The organism is Bacillus sp. LQ16 (assembly GCF_057784645.1).
In genome coordinates, this window is the sequence record NZ_CM173491.1 from 2,476,038 (window position 1) to 2,493,772 (window position 17,735).

A 17,735-nucleotide genomic window follows, 5' to 3' on the forward strand; every position below is an offset into this window, starting at 1 on the left:
CAAATTTGTCAATCTATAGAAAGATTCCCCAAAGAATAGAGCTGTACGCAGAATGAATTAAAAAAAAACGGCAGCAAAGGAAACTGATTCAATGGTAGCTAAGCTTGATTTACTTATGTTATGAGTATCTGATAATGCACGAGACAAAGAAATGGTATTTCGCTAATTACTTACTTTCTGTGCTTTTTGTGCATCATTAATTTAGGAGTAAAGTATTGGAAGGTTATTAAATAAAATACATGTAAGTATAAAAGCTAAAGTTGGAGAAGGTAGATAAATACGTTGGATTATTAAATTCAACTTATTTTTACGGAATAAAAGTTAGTCTAGCTTATTATAAGTTAAACTAATTTAAATGAAAGGAGGTGAAAATTGTTTATAATTTGTCTTAGTAATAATACAAATTACTTAAATATGCTGATTTCTATGGAGCTTAAGAAATTTGGAACAAATAACAAGGAGGGTTTAATTAATGAATATTTCTAAAGAAAATAATCCTATATTGGCGGTCGTTAGCTCCAGCGGTAATCAAATCCATTTCTTCAATGCGAAAAATTTTGAAAGAATAGGGGTTATAGATTCTCCAGTTACAGAACCTCATGAATTATGTTTCGATTCTAAGCGTCAATTGTTATATGTAAGTATTACTTATCGCTCAGGTTTTTATAGAAATAATCCGGAAAAAAGCCATGAAATTTTAGTTATCGATATTGATCAATTTAAAGTAATTGATATCATTGATATCTCGCCGGAATTTGCACCACATGGTTTAGTTTATAATGAAAAAAAAGACTTATTGTATGTAAGTGTTGAATCTGGTGAAGGAGGAATTTTAATTATTAATCCTAACACGAGAAAAGTGCTAGATAGAATCTCTACAGAAGCAGCAGGTCCACATTGGTTTGTAACGAATCCAGATGGTACAAAAGGATATTCCTCTAATAAAGAGGCGCCCTTTATATCGGTTTTAGATACACATGATAAGGAGTTAATTGGAAAAGTATCTATGCCCTATGGTAGTGAAGAACTAGCTATTTCTCCTAAAGGTAATCGAGTTTACATCCCTTCACCATGTTTACTTGGAGACTACAAAGAGGAGCAACCTACACTTAGCATCATTAATACAGAAACCGATAAAATTATAAAGACAAAATCATTTTCAGATTTAATTACTCCGGTTCATGTAACGAATGATGGGAAAGTATTGGTAGGACATACGCGTTTTCAGAATAAGAATGGAGAGAGAACAAGAAATATGTTTTCTCCAGCACCAGGGTATGTTTCTGTTCTTGATGGAGAATCGTTAAATGTGTTAGGTACAATAGAAGTAGATTTACTCCCAATTACAATGCGTTCTTCTACGGACGGAACGGTTGGATTTGTTTCTAACCTTAGATCAGGGACAATAAGTGTATTAGATTTAGTTAATTACAAGAATGTTCATACCATTGAAGTTGATCCAGGAGATCGAAATGCAGATCCTTCTGTAAATCAAGGAGCTCACGGTATAGCATATATAGAAAGATAAAATAAGAAAACGCTATTCTTTTTGTAGAAATTTACAGAAAGTATGGCGTTTTTTTGTATCTATTAATTTCTGATGAATTCCAATTAGGTCTATTTTTTTAAAATATGGAACAATGTCATTACTTACACTGTCTATTAAGCGTTAAAACATTTTTTATTAAATAAATTAAGAAAGGAATCATCATTTTTAAATAAGGGAGAAGATTGAATTGAAAAAATTATGGATGCTGCTTTTCGTTTGTGTTGCAGTTATGTTGGTAGGATGTAATAAAAACGAACCGCCAAAACAAGCATTTGAAGAATATATCAATTTATGGAATGATAAAAAATTTGCAAATATGTATGATCATTTATCAGATCATGCAAAAAAATCGATTTCTAAAAAAGAATTCACAGAAAAATATCAAAAAATCTATGAGGGGATTGGAGCTAAGAATTTAAAAGTTAAAATGAAAGGAGAGAATACGAAAGATAAAGAGCTTTTTCTTTTTGAAGTTAAGATGGATACGGATGTAGGACCAGTTTCATTCATCCACGAAGCAAAACTTGTGAAAGATAAAGAGTCTTGGAAAATAGATTGGACACCAGACTTCATTTTCCCAGGTATGAAAAAAGATTACAAAGTACGTATGCAAATAGAGCAAGGAAAACGCGGAGAAATATATGATCGCAATGGAAAAGGGCTTGCAACGAATGGTAAAGCAACTGAGGTTGGAATTATTCCAGAGAAACTAGGCGAAACAGCAGCGCAAACGAAAGAAATAGTAGCACAATTACTTGATATGTCTATAGAAGAGGTCGAACAAAAGCTCACAGCAAAATGGATAAAACCAGACTCCTTTGTACCAATTGGTATTTTAAAAGAGGGAACTAGACAGAATGATTATATTGAATTAGAAGGAGTTTCATCTCTCCCAGTAAATATTCGTACGTATCCATTAGGTGAAGCAGCGGCACACTTAACTGGATATATAGGAAAGGTGAATGCGGAGGAGTTAAAATCACTTCAAAAACAAGGTTATCAAGCGGATGATTTAGTAGGTAAGACCGGTTTAGAGAAAGTGTTAGAAAATAAATTGCGTGGTGAAAAGGGTGGACGCGTATTTATAGAAGATGAGAATGGGAAAGAGATTAAAAACGTAGCAAAAAAAGAAGCAAAAGAAGGAGAAAATGTTACGTTAACAATTGATGCTGCAATTCAAGAAAAAATCTTTAATGAGATGAAAAATGAAGCAGGGTCTAGTGCAGCGGTCAATCCTAAAACAGGTGAAACAATCGCACTTGTAAGTAGCCCTGCTTATAATCCAAATATAATAGTTAGAGGAGCATCGAAAGCCCAACGAGAAGCATGGAGTAACGACTCGAAACTACCAATGACGAATCGCTTTACACAAGCTTTTGTACCAGGTTCCGTATTTAAAACGATCACAGGTGCAATTGGTTTGGAAACAAACACAATAAATCCGAAGGAAGAATTTAAAATTCAAGGATTGAAGTGGACAAAAGATTCGTCTTGGGGAAATTACTATGTAACGCGTGTAAAGGATGCAAGTCCAATTGATTTTGATAAGGCAATGAAGTACTCTGATAATATTTATTTTGCTCAACAAGCTTTGAAAATGGGAAAAGATCAGTATGTAAAGGAATTTAAAAAGTACGGATTTCATGAAAAATTACCAATCGAATACGAATTTCCTATTTCAATCATTGCAAAAGATGGGATAAAAAACGATATTCAACTAGCAGACACGGGCTATGGACAAGGACAAGTATTAATGACGCCACTTCATTTAGCATTAACATATGCACCGATTGTGAATGAAGGGAATATTCCGTCGCCACATCTTTTAAAAGAAGCAAAAGTAGCAGGGAATTGGAAAGAAAATGTGGTTTCTAAAAAGAATCAAGAGATATTAAAGAGTGCATTAATCAAAGTCATTAATGACCCTGATGGTGCAGGGAGAATTGCAAAGGTTGATGGTGTAACGCTTGCTGGTAAAACTGGTACAGCAGAACTGAAAGAGTCGAAAGAAGCAGACGGAAAAGAACTGGGATGGTTCGCAGCTTTCGATGCAAATGCGCCAGACATGATTGTTACAATGATGATTGAAGATGTAAAAGGAAGAGGAGGAAGTAACGTTCCAGGTGAAAAAGTAAAACATGTATTTCAGAAATAATACTTAATTATAAGGTGAATTTTTTGACTAAATTTATTACATGTTTGCTTAACTCAAAGATATAAATTGGGGAAAATATAGAACAATTAAATTTCAAAAAAGCATTCTTTCTAATCGAGAATGCTTTTTTGCTGCGACTCTAGAAAGTTAATACCTTATCTTAATTTTCATTTCTAAAAAGTTGGCATTGCTAATGGTAAATAGAAGAGTATAGCAAATTGAAATGGACAAGTGGAGTGTTACGTTAAATTCAAAAAACAGATTTTCATGAGTAGAATTTTATCATTGTATGCTTTACTTGTTTTTTAGTAGTATTATTCTGCTTGAAAAAAGATAAACAATGGAACAAATGAAACTTGTATCTTGTCTATATATTGAAACCATAATAAAAGTGAGGGCAGTTTTTATGTTTATTCAAATAAGTTTGAGGTGTGGAAATGGAACAGACGTTTATTGAAAAGTGTAATCATGATGAGCTGGACTATGTTATAAAAGACTATTGGCAAGATGTATGGAATTATTCATTTATTATTACGAAAGATCCACACTTATCAGATGATATCACGCAAGATGTATTTATAAAGGTGTTTAAAAATTGGAATTCATTTCGAAAGGAGTCATCTATTAAAACGTGGATATTAAAAATCACAAGAAATACGGCAATAAACTATTTGAAATCCTCTTATTTTAAAAGGATATCTTTAATAGGATTTTTTAGTGACGATAAGCAATCCCTGTCAGCAGAACAAGAATTTTTTAACCAAGAAGAAATGAATGATGTGTGGAAGGTTGTATTAAAACTACCTAAAAAGCACCGTGAAATAATTATATTGGACGCAAAATATGAATTATCTTATGAAGAAATGGCTGAAACATTAGGAGTATCCATTGGAACTGTAAAATCGAGATTAAGTAGAGCAAGAAGTAAGGTTTCAAAATTAATAGGGGAGGGTAGTAGTGATGAACAATAAACAAAATCCTGACTGGTATAGAAAGATAAAAAAAGGCCCAATGGAGAATCGTAAAGATGAAGAAGAATTTATTTCTAAAATAAAGCAGTCTATATACGAAAATAATGAAGTGGATTTTGTAAAACATAAAAGACCATTTCGTAAAAAAGCATTACCTATTGTAGTTGTTTTAGTTTGTACAATGTTATTTTTCATTGTTCAACAACCTTGGCCTGATGATAATAAATCACCAGTACAAAGTAGTACTCAAATTAAGCCTAAAACAAAAGATGAGTCTGCTCAAGATCCATCACTAAAACAATTTATGAATGAACTATATCAAAGTACGAACTCAAAAAATGAAAATGACTTGTACAAAGCGTTAAATGATGAAGTTCTATTTAAAGGGAAGAGTTATAAGAAGGATGAATTGAAGCTTGATGAAGATATTTTTCATGAGTTGCAAGTCGCCCTTGCAATGGGGGGAGAATTTGTAAATGATAAGAAGAAAGTTTACAAAGTGCCAAGTGGAATGACAGAAAGTAATCAATTAAAGCAAGAACACTTTATATATGCAACTGTTACTGGAAACAAAACGAAAATTTTAGCTGAACCAAACCGAGAATCAAAAGTTTTATATGAAGTATCTAATGAAATGGTAAAAGCTTGGATCCCGGAAAAAGTGCAGAATGATGGATATATAAAAATATCGACTATTAACGGTGATACTACTGGATATGTACAAAAAAAGTATATTTTAACTGATATTAAATATTCTTTCATGTTTGAAAAGAATCATGAAGGTATATGGGAAATAACGAATATAGAATCTATATGGTAAAAGAGGAAGGTTCACTTTAATGAACCTTCCTCTTTATCTTTATCCTTCTTTTGAAGTATATTCCAAGACTTTAAAACTTCTGATGTAACGAGAGCAGCGATGTTTTTTTCTGAATTACTACCAGGAATAACGACAGAAACGGCAATTTGTGGATCTTCAGTAGGAGCATAAGCAATGAAAAGAGAATGATTTATCATTCTTTCTTGCTCATTTGGAAAACCTGTAATACCTGTTTTACCTGCGACGTCAAAGGGCAACTTTTTAATTTCCTCTATATTTTGACTCATTCCACCTTGCACGACACTCCAAAAGTTCATCGGGTAACGATTTGAACTTTCTAAAATGGGTTTAAACTTTTTTGTTTCCTTACCATCTTGACCAATAATGGCACTTACGATTTGAGGTTTATATTTATCACCTTTACTTGCCAATGTTGCTGCATATTGAGCGAGTTGAAGAGGAGTATGCACTTCATTTCCTCCCCAAGAGGCATTTAATAAAGCGGAAATCCCATTTTCAAATTTATTAGATGGATGGAATTCATATTGTCCGTCTTCTTCAAAGGGCAAATCAATCCCGGTTTTAGAACGTAGGCCGAATTGCATTAAATAATCTGTCCATATATGTGCTACTTTTTCTATATTTCCATTATTTTGGTTGAATAAGGGCAGAGCTACTTTTGCTGTCATAAATGTGTTAGATGAATTAATGATAGCCTGCCTCGGTGTAATCTCACCTGTTGGTGTTCCAGGTGCATTCGTAATGTTATTTTGACTATCATACTGAAAAGTACCTTTATCTAAATAAGTATCTTCGGGTTGAAAAAGTTTTTCGTTTAATCCAATTAAAATAGTGAGTGGTTTTATAGTAGAAGCCATATTTACATAAGATTCACCATACTTTAATTTTTGAATTGCTTTATTTTGCGAAAGAGAGTTAATGTTTTCTTTTCTAGAAGATACACGTGTATTTAATATATTTGGATCAAAAACTGCCGTGTTGGCCATAGTTAAAATTGCGCCAGTTTTTGCATCGCTTACTACAGCATAACCAGCTTTAGCATCAGGTGTTTTCTTAATTTGAGATCTTAATGCTTCTTCTGCCTTTTGCTGCAACTCAGAGTCTAAAGCTAGCCGTACATCTTTACCTTTTTGTACTTTTTGAATATTCCATAAGAATTTTTTATTATTCAATTTAAAAATAAGAGTTTTACCTGGTTTTCCTTTTAAATCATTTTCATATTGCAGCTCAATCCCGCTTTTTCCAACAGCCTTATGCTTTGAATTAAGGTCATTTTCTACATACCCAATTACTTGTGAACCAATTTCGTGTTTAGGATAATATCGAATCCATTCATCTTTAATTATTACATTATTGGGTTTGTTTTTGTTTATGAATGCAAGTTCATTCTCAGTTATATCAGAGTATAACGGTATATCATTCATAGTCTGCTTTTTACAAGATTGTTGTAATTGAGATTTTAGGTTCTCTGTAGAAATATCATGTTGAAACTCGCTTGAAAATTGATTAAAAAAAGCTAATGTGTTTGATGTATCTTGTTTCGATAGCTTTTCGTCATTAGAAGTGCAATATAGAGACTTAACTTTCTTATTTGTAGCTAGTATTACACCATTTTGATCAAAAATCTTTCCTCTTTCAGCTGAAGAAGTTGCGATAGTAATTGAAATGAAGTTGATTTTTAATAAAATTAGTAAAATCAAACCTACGATAGAAAAAACCGCAAAAAATCTCCATCTTTTTATATGTAACATATAACCCTCCCTTATGTAGCCTATTTCATCTTATATTTAATTATTTTTTTTGTAAATGTGGAACAACTTTATTGTTTAGGTTGTCTATTAAGTATTACAGCATGAAGAAAGGAATAATTAGCATGAAAATTTACTAGCAAGTTTATATGTAAGTTTAATAAGAGTCATTATACAGTTTAGCACTTCTCATGCAAGTGGCAAAAAAATAGAGAGAAAACAGGAAGGGAGAGTTATTAATTCCGTAGCTAAACGAAAAGGAATGGTTGCTTACAAGGATGAAGCAAAAAATTGAGGCGATATTTATAACCGATTATCGGTATCTAATATATAAGGAATGCTTTTAGTATTTGTAGCAATTTCTGAAAGGATTAAATGGAGGATTTATGAAAGAACAAAAAGGCAAGAAGCAGAAGACATATATATCTATTCGATTAAATATAATGTTCCTTTGCATATTTGTACTATTCTCAGCTATTATTATGCAGCTAGGAAAGGTACAAATCGTTGAGGGAGAGGCTTATAAGAACCAAGTGGAAAGTAGTCAAAATGCAATAACTAGTATTCCAGTTCCACGTGGACAAATTTTAGATCGAGAAGGGAAAACAGTTGTTAATAATAAATCTCTTCGCACAATTACGTATACAAGGGTGAAGGGAATTACGAGTGAAGATATTTTAAAAACAGCAAAAGACTTGGCGAAAGTACTTGAAATGCCTGAACAAGATATAAATAAATTAACAGATATCGATAAAAAAGATTTTTGGATGCAGTTGAATTCGAAACGTGCGGAGACAAAGATTACTAAGAAAGATATAGAAAAGTTTAAAGAAAAGGGTATAGAGGGAAAAGAGTTAGATAAAAAAATAGAAGACTTAAGACGAGGTCGTGTTACAGAGGTAGAATTAGCAGAATTAACAGCACAAGATTTAAAGGTGTTAGCTATTAAAAGTAAAATGAGTTCAGGTTATCAACTAACACCACAAATCATTAAAAAAGATGTAACAGATGAAGAGTATGCGCGGATAAGCGAAAATCTTGCGAATTTTCCAGGAGTAGATGCAACTGTTGATTGGGAACGTAATTATGTAAACGGTAATTTATTTCGTTCTGTATTAGGAAATATTACGAGTAGTGAAGAAGGATTACCGAAAGAAAATTTAGATTCTTATTTAGTACGTGGATATAACCGTAATGATCGTGTTGGAAAAAGTTATATTGAACAACGATATGAAGATGTATTACACGGCACAAAAGAAGAAGTGAAAAATATTACTGATAAATCAGGAAACATTGTTAGCACAGAAATAATCTCTAAAGGAAAAAGTGGTAATAGTTTAACATTAACGATTGATATGGAATTACAAAAGAAAGTGGAAGAAAGTATAGAGAAAAACTTGAGAGCTTTTAAGAGTTCAGAGCCACTGCTCGATCGAGCTTTTGTTGTCATGACGAATCCAAATAACGGACAAATTTTATCAATGGCAGGCAAAAAGATTGTAGAAAAAGAAGGGAAAATAGAGGTTGAGGATTTGGCATTAGGAAACATGACAACTTCGTATGAGCTAGGGTCAGCTGTAAAAGGTGCTACTTTATTAACTGGATATGAGACAGGCGCAATACATCTAGGAGATCAATTTTATGACGCGCCGATGAAATTTAAAGGTACACAAGCTAAGAAATCGTGGAATGTATCCGGATTTGGTAATATTAATGATTTACGGGCTTTACAAGTATCTTCGAATGTATACATGTTCCAGACAGCTTTAAAAATTGCGGGAGTTAATTACGTACCAAATGGCTCATTGGATATTAAACAAGGTGCATTTGATACGATGCGCTATTATTTCAAGCAATTTGGTTTAGGTGTCCCAACAGGTATTGATTTACCGAATGAAATAATTGGACAAACGAGAAAAGTAGATAGTCAACCTGGATTTTTACTAGATTTTTCTATCGGTCAGTATGATACGTATACGCCGTTGCAATTAGCGCAATATATTTCAACGATTGCGAATGGTGGTTATAGAATGCAACCTCAAATTGTACAAGAAATACGAGAACAATCAATAAAAGAAGAGGTTGGCAAAGTTATACGTTCCATAGAGCCTGTCGTATTAAATCGAATTGATATGAAGAAAGAACATATTGATCGGATAAAAGAAGGGTTTAGATGGGTATTCCAAGAAGGTGATGGAACTGGCGTGAAATATTTCAAAAACGCGCCATATAAACCAGCAGGAAAGACAGGAACAGCCCAAACTGTATATGGTGGAGATGACCCGATTGGTAGAAATGCAAAAGGAGAACGTATGGAATGTTACAACTTAACGTTAGTTGGATATGCTCCATATGATAATCCAGAAGTAGCATTTTCCGTAGTAGTTCCATGGCTTCATGATGATAAAAATGGAATTAATTCTATAATCGGAAAGGAAGTATTAGATGTATACTTTGATTTAAAACAGCAACGTATACATGGTGAAGCTACTAGTACAGGTAGTTCTAAGCAAAATTAGAGTACTTTTCTCAGGGAAAGACCCTGTTCATATAAAGCCATTTATAAGTAAAAAAATGAAATATGAAATAGGAGATAGAGGCGTCGTAGCTACTATCTCTTATTTTGTTAATAACTCTCATACTAGCTATAATTTTTTTAGTTTATGGAACAAATTTGGTTCGGTGATTGTCTATTATGTGTACGTATAAAAAGGTGCTAAAAATTTGGAAGGAATGATGATTTTGAAAAATAAGAGGATGCTAAAAATAGGAATATGCGTTGGTATATTAGGTTTAAGTATTACAAGCCTAGAAGCTTTTACAGGAGGGGCACTGCAAGTTGAAGCGAAAGAAAAGACTGGACAAGTGAAACATAAAAATCAGGCGACGCATAAAGAGTTCTCTCAACTTGAGAAAAAATTTGATGCTCGGGTAGGTGTATATGCGATTGATACTGGTACAAATCAAACAATTTCTTATCGATCTAACGAAAGATTTGCCTTCGCATCAACCTACAAGGCTTTAGCAGCAGGAGTATTACTACAGCAAAACTCAATTGATACATTAAATGAAGTAATCACATTTACGAAAGAAGACTTAGTGGATTATTCACCTGTTACAGAGAAACATGTAGATACTGGAATGAAACTAGGAGAAATTGCTGAGGCTGCTGTTCGTTCAAGTGATAATACTGCAGGGAACATTTTATTTAATAAAATAGGCGGACCTAAAGGATATGAAAAAGCGCTTAGAAAGATGGGGGATCGGGTTACTATGTCTGATCGCTTTGAAACAGAATTAAACGAAGCTATTCCAGGAGACATTCGTGACACTAGTACAGCGAAAGCAATTGCTACGAATCTTAAAGCTTTTACGGTCGGAAATGCACTTCCAGCTGAAAAACGTAAAATTCTTACAGAGTGGATGAAAGGAAATGCTACAGGGGACAAACTTATTCGTGCAGGCGTACCAACTGACTGGGTAGTTGGAGATAAATCAGGTGCTGGCAGTTACGGGACAAGAAATGATATTGCTATCGTTTGGCCTCCAAATAGAGCACCAATTATCATCGCAATTTTATCTAGTAAAGATGAGAAAGAGGCTACCTATGATAATCAACTCATTGCAGAGGCAACGGAAGTTATAGTTAAGGCTCTTAAGTAAAAATCTTTCAATTCTTTATGTAATATAATTAAAAATAAGAACTTGGAAAGCGATTCTTTTTAATGTGAAAAGAATCGCTTTTTTTATAAGCATGTAAACTATTTATACCTATGTATTATAAAGATATAATTAATGTAGAAAAGAGGGTGAATAGTTATGGAGAATGACAATCAAGTCTTTTGGAGAACAGATTGTCTTGTTTTGAGAAGGTTTAGTATGGATGACACTAACTACTTTCATTTTTATCGTTCTAATCCAGAAGTGGCTAAATTTCAGTCATGGGTTAATTATCAATATCATGAGGCTAAAACGTTTGTAAATGAACAAGTTAAAAATAATCCTAATCTACCAGGTACTTGGTTCCAGTTCGCAATTGCTTTGGCTGAAAATAACAAAATAATTGGAGATTGTGCACTTCACACACTTGTAAATGAACCTCGCATCGTAGAAATTGGATTTACTCTTTCTCCAGAATATCAGGGGAAAGGCTATGCAACTGAAGCTGTTTGTGCCTTACTGAATTACATATTTCATTCATTACGGAAACATAAAGTGATTGCATTTTCGGACGTTCGAAATAATAAGTCTATTTCTGTACTAGAACGAGTGGGGTTGAGGAGAGAAGGTCATTTATTACAGAATTACATGCTAAAAGGGCAGTGGATTGATGAATATCAATATTCAATATTGAAGTCTGAATGGAATGACGCTACATAATTTTAAAATTTAGAAACAATGAAGGAACTTATTCATGAAATTGATGAAAATGCCTTTGTCACTGTATATGATGTTGCGGAAGTACAAGGCGGAAACTTTAAAAAGCATGATATTCATTAAGGGTATTAACTAAGTTAAATGTTTTATACATAGTTGATTATTGAAAAAGATAAAAAACTCACCACATATAGAGAGACAACTGGTATGTACTAAGATGTACAACAGCAAGATACATAGAACTAAAACTAAGATATTCATACGAACTCAAAAAGCTGAAATTCCTTAACTTGGGAATTTCGGCTTTAATGTTATATGATAGAGTTACGATTAGAACAGAACCGGGCATGTTTACTTCAACAGAGTGATATAAGTTCTTCAGTTCCTAAAATTAGAAACTTGTACTTGATTATCGTAGTTAAATCGATTTCACTTTAAAAGAGAACCGTTAGATAAAAAGAATAATCTATTGAAATGTTTTTGAGAATTGTAGTATTGATGAAGATTTTAGGAGGGAATATGAGCAAGAAGATTAAAAGAAGTATATTACTTATTGCTACATTAGTAGGTTGTAGTATCTTTTTATATTTACAGAACAATTTAATAAGTATAACTGAGGTTAAAATAACCTCTAGTAAAATACCATCCTCTTTTAAAGGGTATAAAATTCTACAAATTTCAGACTTACACAATAAAAAATTTGGCGATAATCAAGATGTGTTAATTCAAAAAATAAAAAGTATAGACCCAGATATTATTGCGATTACGGGGGATTTAATTGACAGTAAATCATACGATGCAGAAGTTAGTATGCAATTAATACGAGAAATTGTAAAGAAATATCCTGTATATTTTGTGACAGGAAACCATGAACAATGGTCTGGAAAGTATAACAATTTAGAAAAAGAGTTGAAGAAATATGATGTCAATGTTTTAAGGAATGAACATGTAGGCATTCGAAAGGGTGAGCAAGAAATAAACTTGCTAGGTATTGATGATCCAGAGTTTGTTACTGGAAACCGTGATGAAGGAAATATTATAATAGATGAAATTAAAAAAGCGAAAATTGAAATGCAGCCAGATAAATATAATGTATTATTATCCCATCGGCCTGAATTTATAAAGGAATATACGAATGAGAGGTTGGATTTGGTTTTATCGGGACATGCTCATGGAGGGCAAGTTAGATTGCCATTTATCGGAGGATTAGTTGCGCCAAATCAAGGTGTTTTACCTAAATATACAGCGGGTTTATATGTAGAACAAAATACATCAATGGTAGTGAGTAGAGGATTAGGAAATAGTATCATTCCGCAAAGGATTTTGAATAGGCCAGAAATTGTAGTCGTGCAGCTAAATTAAGCTGTACGATTTTTTTTATACAAAAATGAGTAAAGGGGCTTTCTGTATTTTGCAGGAGTAAACATTACAATTTTGTTAAAAATTTTCTACGTTACATAAAGTAACAAAATTTGACCCTCAGTGTTTGTTATAGTGTAAATAATCAAAAAACTTAAAATTTGTCGAGTGAAAATTGTGATAAGTAATTCATATAAAAAACTTAAAGGGGTGTACACATGCATAAAGAATATGAAATTGAAGAATACACGGCGATTGAGGAACAAATCCATTATTATTGTAAATGTTTATTAGTAAGTCATCCTGATCAAATAATAAAGTATTTAGAAAAAAGGTTAGAAAAATATGCAGAAACATTACAATATGCACATTTATATCCTGACACAGTTATTTTACCGTTACAGCAATTAGTTATTGAATATTCTTTAGACGTTGCTAGAATTCGGAAGTATATGAATTTAAAAACGTAAAGTGAAATTTATAGTTTAAATGAAACAGAGTCGACTTTAGGAAATGAAATTCTAATGTCGACTCTGTTTCATTGTTTAATATCGGTGATTGAACATACATACTAATCAACGAAGTTTGACATATAATTAAGCAAGAGTAAAATAAAAGTGAGTACTCACTCATTTTTATTGGAAAAGGAGGATGAAACGTGCAACAACCTTCAATTATTTTACGGACTGTATCAAAAAGTTTTGGAAAAAAAGAAGTGTTACACAATCTTTCATTGCAAGTTGAAAAAGCAGAGATTTTTGGTTTTGTTGGACCTTCTGGATCGGGGAAAACAACGCTCATTAAAATGATTGCAGGTATTAATGAGGCAACGAAAGGTGAAGTGCTTGTTAATAATACTAATATGCCTAATTTAAATGAAATGAAACGAATTGGTTATATGGCCCAGGCGGATGCATTATATGAAGAATTGTCAGCATATGAAAATGCAGATTTTATAGCAACGATGTATGGACTAAAGGGAAAACGTAAAAAGACAAGAATTGCAGAGGTTTTTGAACTTGTACAATTGTCACAGTATATGAAAAAGCAAGTACAACAATTTTCAGGTGGAATGAAAAAACGCTTATCATTAGCAATAGCACTCCTCCATGAACCAGAAATATTAATTTTAGATGAGCCTACAGTGGGGATAGATCCGCTTCTTAGAAAAACGATTTGGGAAAAATTTTATGAACTTAAAAAGAAAGGTACAACGATTATAGTAACGACGCACATTATGGATGAAGCTGAATTTTGTGAGCGTCTAGGGTTAATTAGAGAAGGGAAACTAGTTGCGGTTGGAACAACTGAAGAATTAAAAAAACGCGTGTCATCTGGACGGATTGAAGATGTCTTTTTGTTGGAAGAGGTGGTGCCATCATGAGAGTTACTGGTGTAATCATTCGTATTATTCGCCAATTTTTTCGAGATAAGCGTTCGTTAGCGATGATGTTTGGGGCACCAATGTTATTACTTTGGCTATTATCGCTAGTGTTTACACAAAAAGACTATATACCGCAAATTGCTGTTGTTGATATGCCCGCTCAAATAGTAAAAGTGATGAAAAATCAAGAAGCGTCAATTTATGAATACAGTAAAGAAAACGCGATTTCTGAGTTAGAAAAACAAAAGGTAGATGCAATACTTCGAATAGAGAATGGAAAAATGAAACTTCTGTTGGAAGGTAGTGATTCGTCAAAAAATCGTGCTGTACTTCAAGTATTGCAAAAAAGCACAGAGAAGAATGATGTATCGATTATGAAACCTGAAGTAAATTATTTACATGGCTCTAAAGACTTTACGATGTTTGATGGGCTTGGTCCTGTATTAATTGGTTTCTTTACATTTTTCTTTGTATTTATATTATCAGGTGTATCCTTCGTAAGAGAACGTTTAAGTGGTACGCTAGAAAGGTTATTATCCACCCCAGTAAGAAGATGGGAAATAGTCGCAGGTTATATTATTGGTTTTGGAATCTTTGCCTTTATACAATCCATTATTATCGTAAGTTTTTCCGTTTATATTTTAGATTTATATGTAGCTGGCTCTATATGGCTAACGCTACTTATTACATGTATGCTCTCTTTAACTGCACTAACATTAGGTACGTTTTTATCGGCATACGCAAATAATGAATTTCAAATGATTCAATTTATACCGCTTGTTATTGTGCCACAAATCTTCTTTTCTGGATTGTTTCCAATGGAATCTATGAACAAGTGGCTACAAATGTTAGGGAAATTATTTCCGCTCACATACGGCGCTGACGCAATGAGACAAGTGATGATTCGGAATCAAGGGTTTACAGAGATTGCATTAGATCTTACTGTATTATTACTTTTTTCAATATTATTTGCAGTAGGAAATGTATTTGCTTTAAAGAAACATCGCAAAATATAATAATGACAAAAAGGAGCTTTATAAATGCAGAAGGATTGGCTGGAGGAATTAATAGCTGCAACTAATACGGATAAACGAAATGAACGTCAAATGCGAATATTAGAGGCGGCTGTTGATATGTTTGGAGAAAAAGGATACGCTTCAACTTCAACAAGTGAAATTGCAAAACGGGCTGGTGTAGCGGAAGGAACAATCTTCCGCTACTATAAGACGAAAAAAGATTTATTACTAGCGGTCGTAATGCCAACTTTAACTAAGTTCGCTGCACCATTTTTTGTACAAACCTTTGCAAAAGAAATATTTAAATCGGAGTATGAATCATACGAAGGACTTTTAAGGGTTGTAATTCATAATAGGTTTAAATTTGCTCAAAAACACTTTCCTATGATAAAAATATTAATTCAAGAGGTGCCATTCCAAACAGAACTAAAAAATGAAATACAGCAATTAGTAGAAACAGAACTGTTTTCACATTTCAAAAAGTTGATTGTGAAATTTCAAGAAGAAGGGGAAATTATTGAGATACCACCATCTTCCGTACTACGTCTTACTTTATCAGCTGTATTAGGTTTACTCTTAACAAGATTTTTATTATTGCCTGAAGAAAAATGGGATGATGAAATGGAAATTGAAAATACGATTCAATTTATATTGTATGGATTAACTCCACGAATTTAATCGTCGAAGTGTGAATTACATACATTACTTTTAAGTAAAAATAAATCGCCTTTAAAAAGGCGATTTATTTTCATTATATATTTTTGATAAATAAGTACTTGTTTACTAAAAATATTCTAAATCAGCGTGTTTCTTTGTCTCTTTTTCTAAGACCTAATAATCCTGCTAGTCCTAATAAACCAAGCCAAGCCCAATTATTATTTTTATCACGATTATCATTTAAATCATTTGTTGTATTTACATTTCGAGTTCTTACATCATTATTAACTCTGTCTAAGTTATTGTCATTTACTCGAGTTGAAATATCAGTGTTATTAACTCTATTCATATTATTTCCATCGTATTCAGCTTGCGTAGATGTACCTAAAAACATAATAGATAGTGCTAAAACACTTAAAATAGATGATAATTTCTTTTTCATAACAATCCCTCCTTTCTTAATCATTAATTTCTCCGAAGCATGTGTGTATTATTCATTTCACAATATCTAAACCCTCATTAATAGGGCGCACATTTATAGAAAATAGAGTTGAATGATTGTTAATATATCATTGGATATATATTTCTCATAAAAATAAATGAATCAAACTTTGCTTAAAATGTTAATCTTAGTACAATTTATATTATACGGGCTAGCACTAAGGAGGTAATGAGATGCGACAATTTGCAAAACCAACAATCGTCGTAAGTAAATGTTTAGAATTTGATGCTTGTCGTTATAATGGAGAGATGATTCCAGATGTAACAATACGAAATTTGCAGCCATTTGTTACATTTATACCTGTTTGTCCAGAAGTCGAGATTGGATTGGGGACTCCTCGTGAAACGATACGAATTGTAGAAGAAAATGGTGAGAATAGACTTGTGCAACCGTCGACACGAGAAGATGTAACTGAAAAAATGGAGCAGTTTTCAAATGACTTTTTACAAACGATATCGGATGTGGATGGTTTTATTTTAAAGAATCGTTCACCAAGTTGTGGTACGCGTGATGTGAAAATTTATTCTGGTTTTGAAAAAGCGCCAGCAAAGGGAAAAGGATCGGGCTTATTTGGCGGAGCAGTAGTAAAAAAATTTTCGCATCTTCCTATAGAAGAGGAAGGTAGATTGTCGAATTTTATTATTAGAGAGCATTTCTTTACAAGGCTATTTACAATCGCATATTACAAAATGATTAAACATAATAAAAATATAAAAGACCTTGTATCGTTTCAGTCGGACAATAAATATTTATTTATGGCATATAATCAGGTGAAACAAAAGGAATTAGGGCGTATAATTGCAAATCAAAAAAATGAAAAGATTGAAGTGGTATTTGAAAACTATGAGAAGACTTTATATGAATTATTTATGCGTACGCCCCGTTATACATCGAATGTAAATGTATGCGAGCACATTTTTGGATATTTTAAAACAAAGTTAAAAAAACAAGAAAAAGATCATTTTATAGAACTGTTACAAAAGTATGCAGAAAAGAAAATACCACTTAGTAGTTTACTTACAATTTTAAAATCATGGGCTATTCGATTTGATGAAAAGTATTTATTAAGACAAACATATTTCGAACCATACCCTGAAGCATTAGTAGAAATTTCTGATTCCGGAAAAGGTAGAGATTATTAAACAATAAATTACATAATTCGACACAAAACCTCCT

General features: G+C 32.6%; 15 protein-coding genes and 1 pseudogene. 14 read left to right on the plus strand and 2 right to left on the minus strand.

The window, feature by feature from the left end:
* Window positions 1-472: 472 nt before the first annotated feature.
* The 4 genes from AC3EMB_RS12335 (at window position 473) to AC3EMB_RS12350 (ending at window position 5,495) form a co-directional block, all read left to right on the plus strand.
* Entirely contained in the window at window positions 473-1,528 is a 1,056-nt protein-coding gene (locus AC3EMB_RS12335; RefSeq protein ID WP_423099037.1) for a YncE family protein, read from the plus strand.
* 208 nt (window positions 1,529-1,736) lie between these two features.
* Window positions 1,737-3,704 carry a penicillin-binding transpeptidase domain-containing protein gene (locus tag AC3EMB_RS12340; RefSeq protein WP_423099039.1) on the plus strand — a complete coding sequence of 656 codons (1,968 nt, stop codon included), beginning with the start codon at window positions 1,737-1,739 and terminating at the stop codon, window positions 3,702-3,704.
* Between the two features lie 437 nt (window positions 3,705-4,141).
* Window positions 4,142-4,675, plus strand: a complete 534-nt coding sequence (locus tag AC3EMB_RS12345) for an RNA polymerase sigma factor (RefSeq protein ID WP_141544860.1) — start codon at window positions 4,142-4,144, stop codon at window positions 4,673-4,675.
* The gene (locus AC3EMB_RS12350) at window positions 4,665-5,495 is read left to right on the plus strand and encodes an SH3 domain-containing protein (protein WP_366986392.1); all 831 of its coding nucleotides are present in this window, start codon (window positions 4,665-4,667) and stop codon (window positions 5,493-5,495) included. The genes AC3EMB_RS12345 and AC3EMB_RS12350 overlap by 11 nt, the downstream gene beginning before the upstream one ends.
* An 11-nt stretch (window positions 5,496-5,506) precedes the next feature.
* Here the strand turns inward: AC3EMB_RS12350 and AC3EMB_RS12355 are convergent, their stop codons facing one another.
* Window positions 5,507-7,267, minus strand: a complete 1,761-nt coding sequence (locus tag AC3EMB_RS12355; protein ID WP_089171042.1) for a peptidoglycan D,D-transpeptidase FtsI family protein — start codon at window positions 7,265-7,267, stop codon at window positions 5,507-5,509.
* 383 nt (window positions 7,268-7,650) lie between these two features.
* Between AC3EMB_RS12355 and AC3EMB_RS12360 the strand changes: the two genes are divergently transcribed.
* From AC3EMB_RS12360 to AC3EMB_RS12400, 9 genes and pseudogenes are all read left to right on the plus strand, one after another.
* The gene (locus tag AC3EMB_RS12360; RefSeq protein WP_327895352.1) at window positions 7,651-9,783 is read left to right on the plus strand and encodes a peptidoglycan D,D-transpeptidase FtsI family protein; all 2,133 of its coding nucleotides are present in this window, start codon (window positions 7,651-7,653) and stop codon (window positions 9,781-9,783) included.
* A 217-nt stretch (window positions 9,784-10,000) separates the two neighbouring features.
* Window positions 10,001-10,927: a class A beta-lactamase Bla1 gene (gene bla / locus AC3EMB_RS12365; protein WP_016512811.1), complete on the plus strand. Its 927-nt coding sequence runs from the start codon at window positions 10,001-10,003 to the stop codon at window positions 10,925-10,927.
* A 156-nt stretch (window positions 10,928-11,083) separates the two neighbouring features.
* Window positions 11,084-11,644: a GNAT family N-acetyltransferase gene (locus AC3EMB_RS12370; RefSeq protein WP_048656286.1), complete on the plus strand. Its 561-nt coding sequence runs from the start codon at window positions 11,084-11,086 to the stop codon at window positions 11,642-11,644.
* Between the two features lie 18 nt (window positions 11,645-11,662).
* Window positions 11,663-11,764: pseudogene (locus AC3EMB_RS12375) on the plus strand (DUF2179 domain-containing protein); the annotation flags it as partial.
* Window positions 11,765-12,160: 396 nt separating this feature from the next.
* Window positions 12,161-13,003, plus strand: coding sequence for a metallophosphoesterase (locus AC3EMB_RS12380; protein ID WP_053564455.1), 843 nt, complete (start codon window positions 12,161-12,163; stop codon window positions 13,001-13,003).
* Between the two features lie 215 nt (window positions 13,004-13,218).
* Window positions 13,219-13,470, plus strand: coding sequence for a hypothetical protein (locus tag AC3EMB_RS12385; RefSeq protein WP_000548621.1), 252 nt, complete (start codon window positions 13,219-13,221; stop codon window positions 13,468-13,470).
* A 188-nt stretch (window positions 13,471-13,658) separates the two neighbouring features.
* Window positions 13,659-14,384: an ABC transporter ATP-binding protein gene (locus AC3EMB_RS12390; protein ID WP_088021971.1), complete on the plus strand. Its 726-nt coding sequence runs from the start codon at window positions 13,659-13,661 to the stop codon at window positions 14,382-14,384.
* Window positions 14,381-15,400 carry an ABC transporter permease gene (locus AC3EMB_RS12395; protein WP_088021972.1) on the plus strand — a complete coding sequence of 340 codons (1,020 nt, stop codon included), beginning with the start codon at window positions 14,381-14,383 and terminating at the stop codon, window positions 15,398-15,400. Before AC3EMB_RS12390 ends, AC3EMB_RS12395 begins: the two co-directional genes overlap by 4 nt.
* A 24-nt stretch (window positions 15,401-15,424) precedes the next feature.
* Window positions 15,425-16,078, plus strand: a complete 654-nt coding sequence (locus AC3EMB_RS12400) for a TetR/AcrR family transcriptional regulator (RefSeq protein ID WP_088021973.1) — start codon at window positions 15,425-15,427, stop codon at window positions 16,076-16,078.
* Between the two features lie 121 nt (window positions 16,079-16,199).
* Here AC3EMB_RS12400 and AC3EMB_RS12405 read toward each other — a convergent pair whose 3' ends face one another.
* Window positions 16,200-16,499, minus strand: a complete 300-nt coding sequence (locus tag AC3EMB_RS12405) for a WGxxGxxG family protein (protein ID WP_000728156.1) — start codon at window positions 16,497-16,499, stop codon at window positions 16,200-16,202.
* A gap of 233 nt (window positions 16,500-16,732) precedes the next feature.
* On the opposite strand from AC3EMB_RS12405, the gene AC3EMB_RS12410 reads away from it, so the two are divergent.
* Window positions 16,733-17,701, plus strand: coding sequence for a YbgA family protein (locus AC3EMB_RS12410; protein WP_088021974.1), 969 nt, complete (start codon window positions 16,733-16,735; stop codon window positions 17,699-17,701).
* Window positions 17,702-17,735 lie beyond the last annotated feature (34 nt).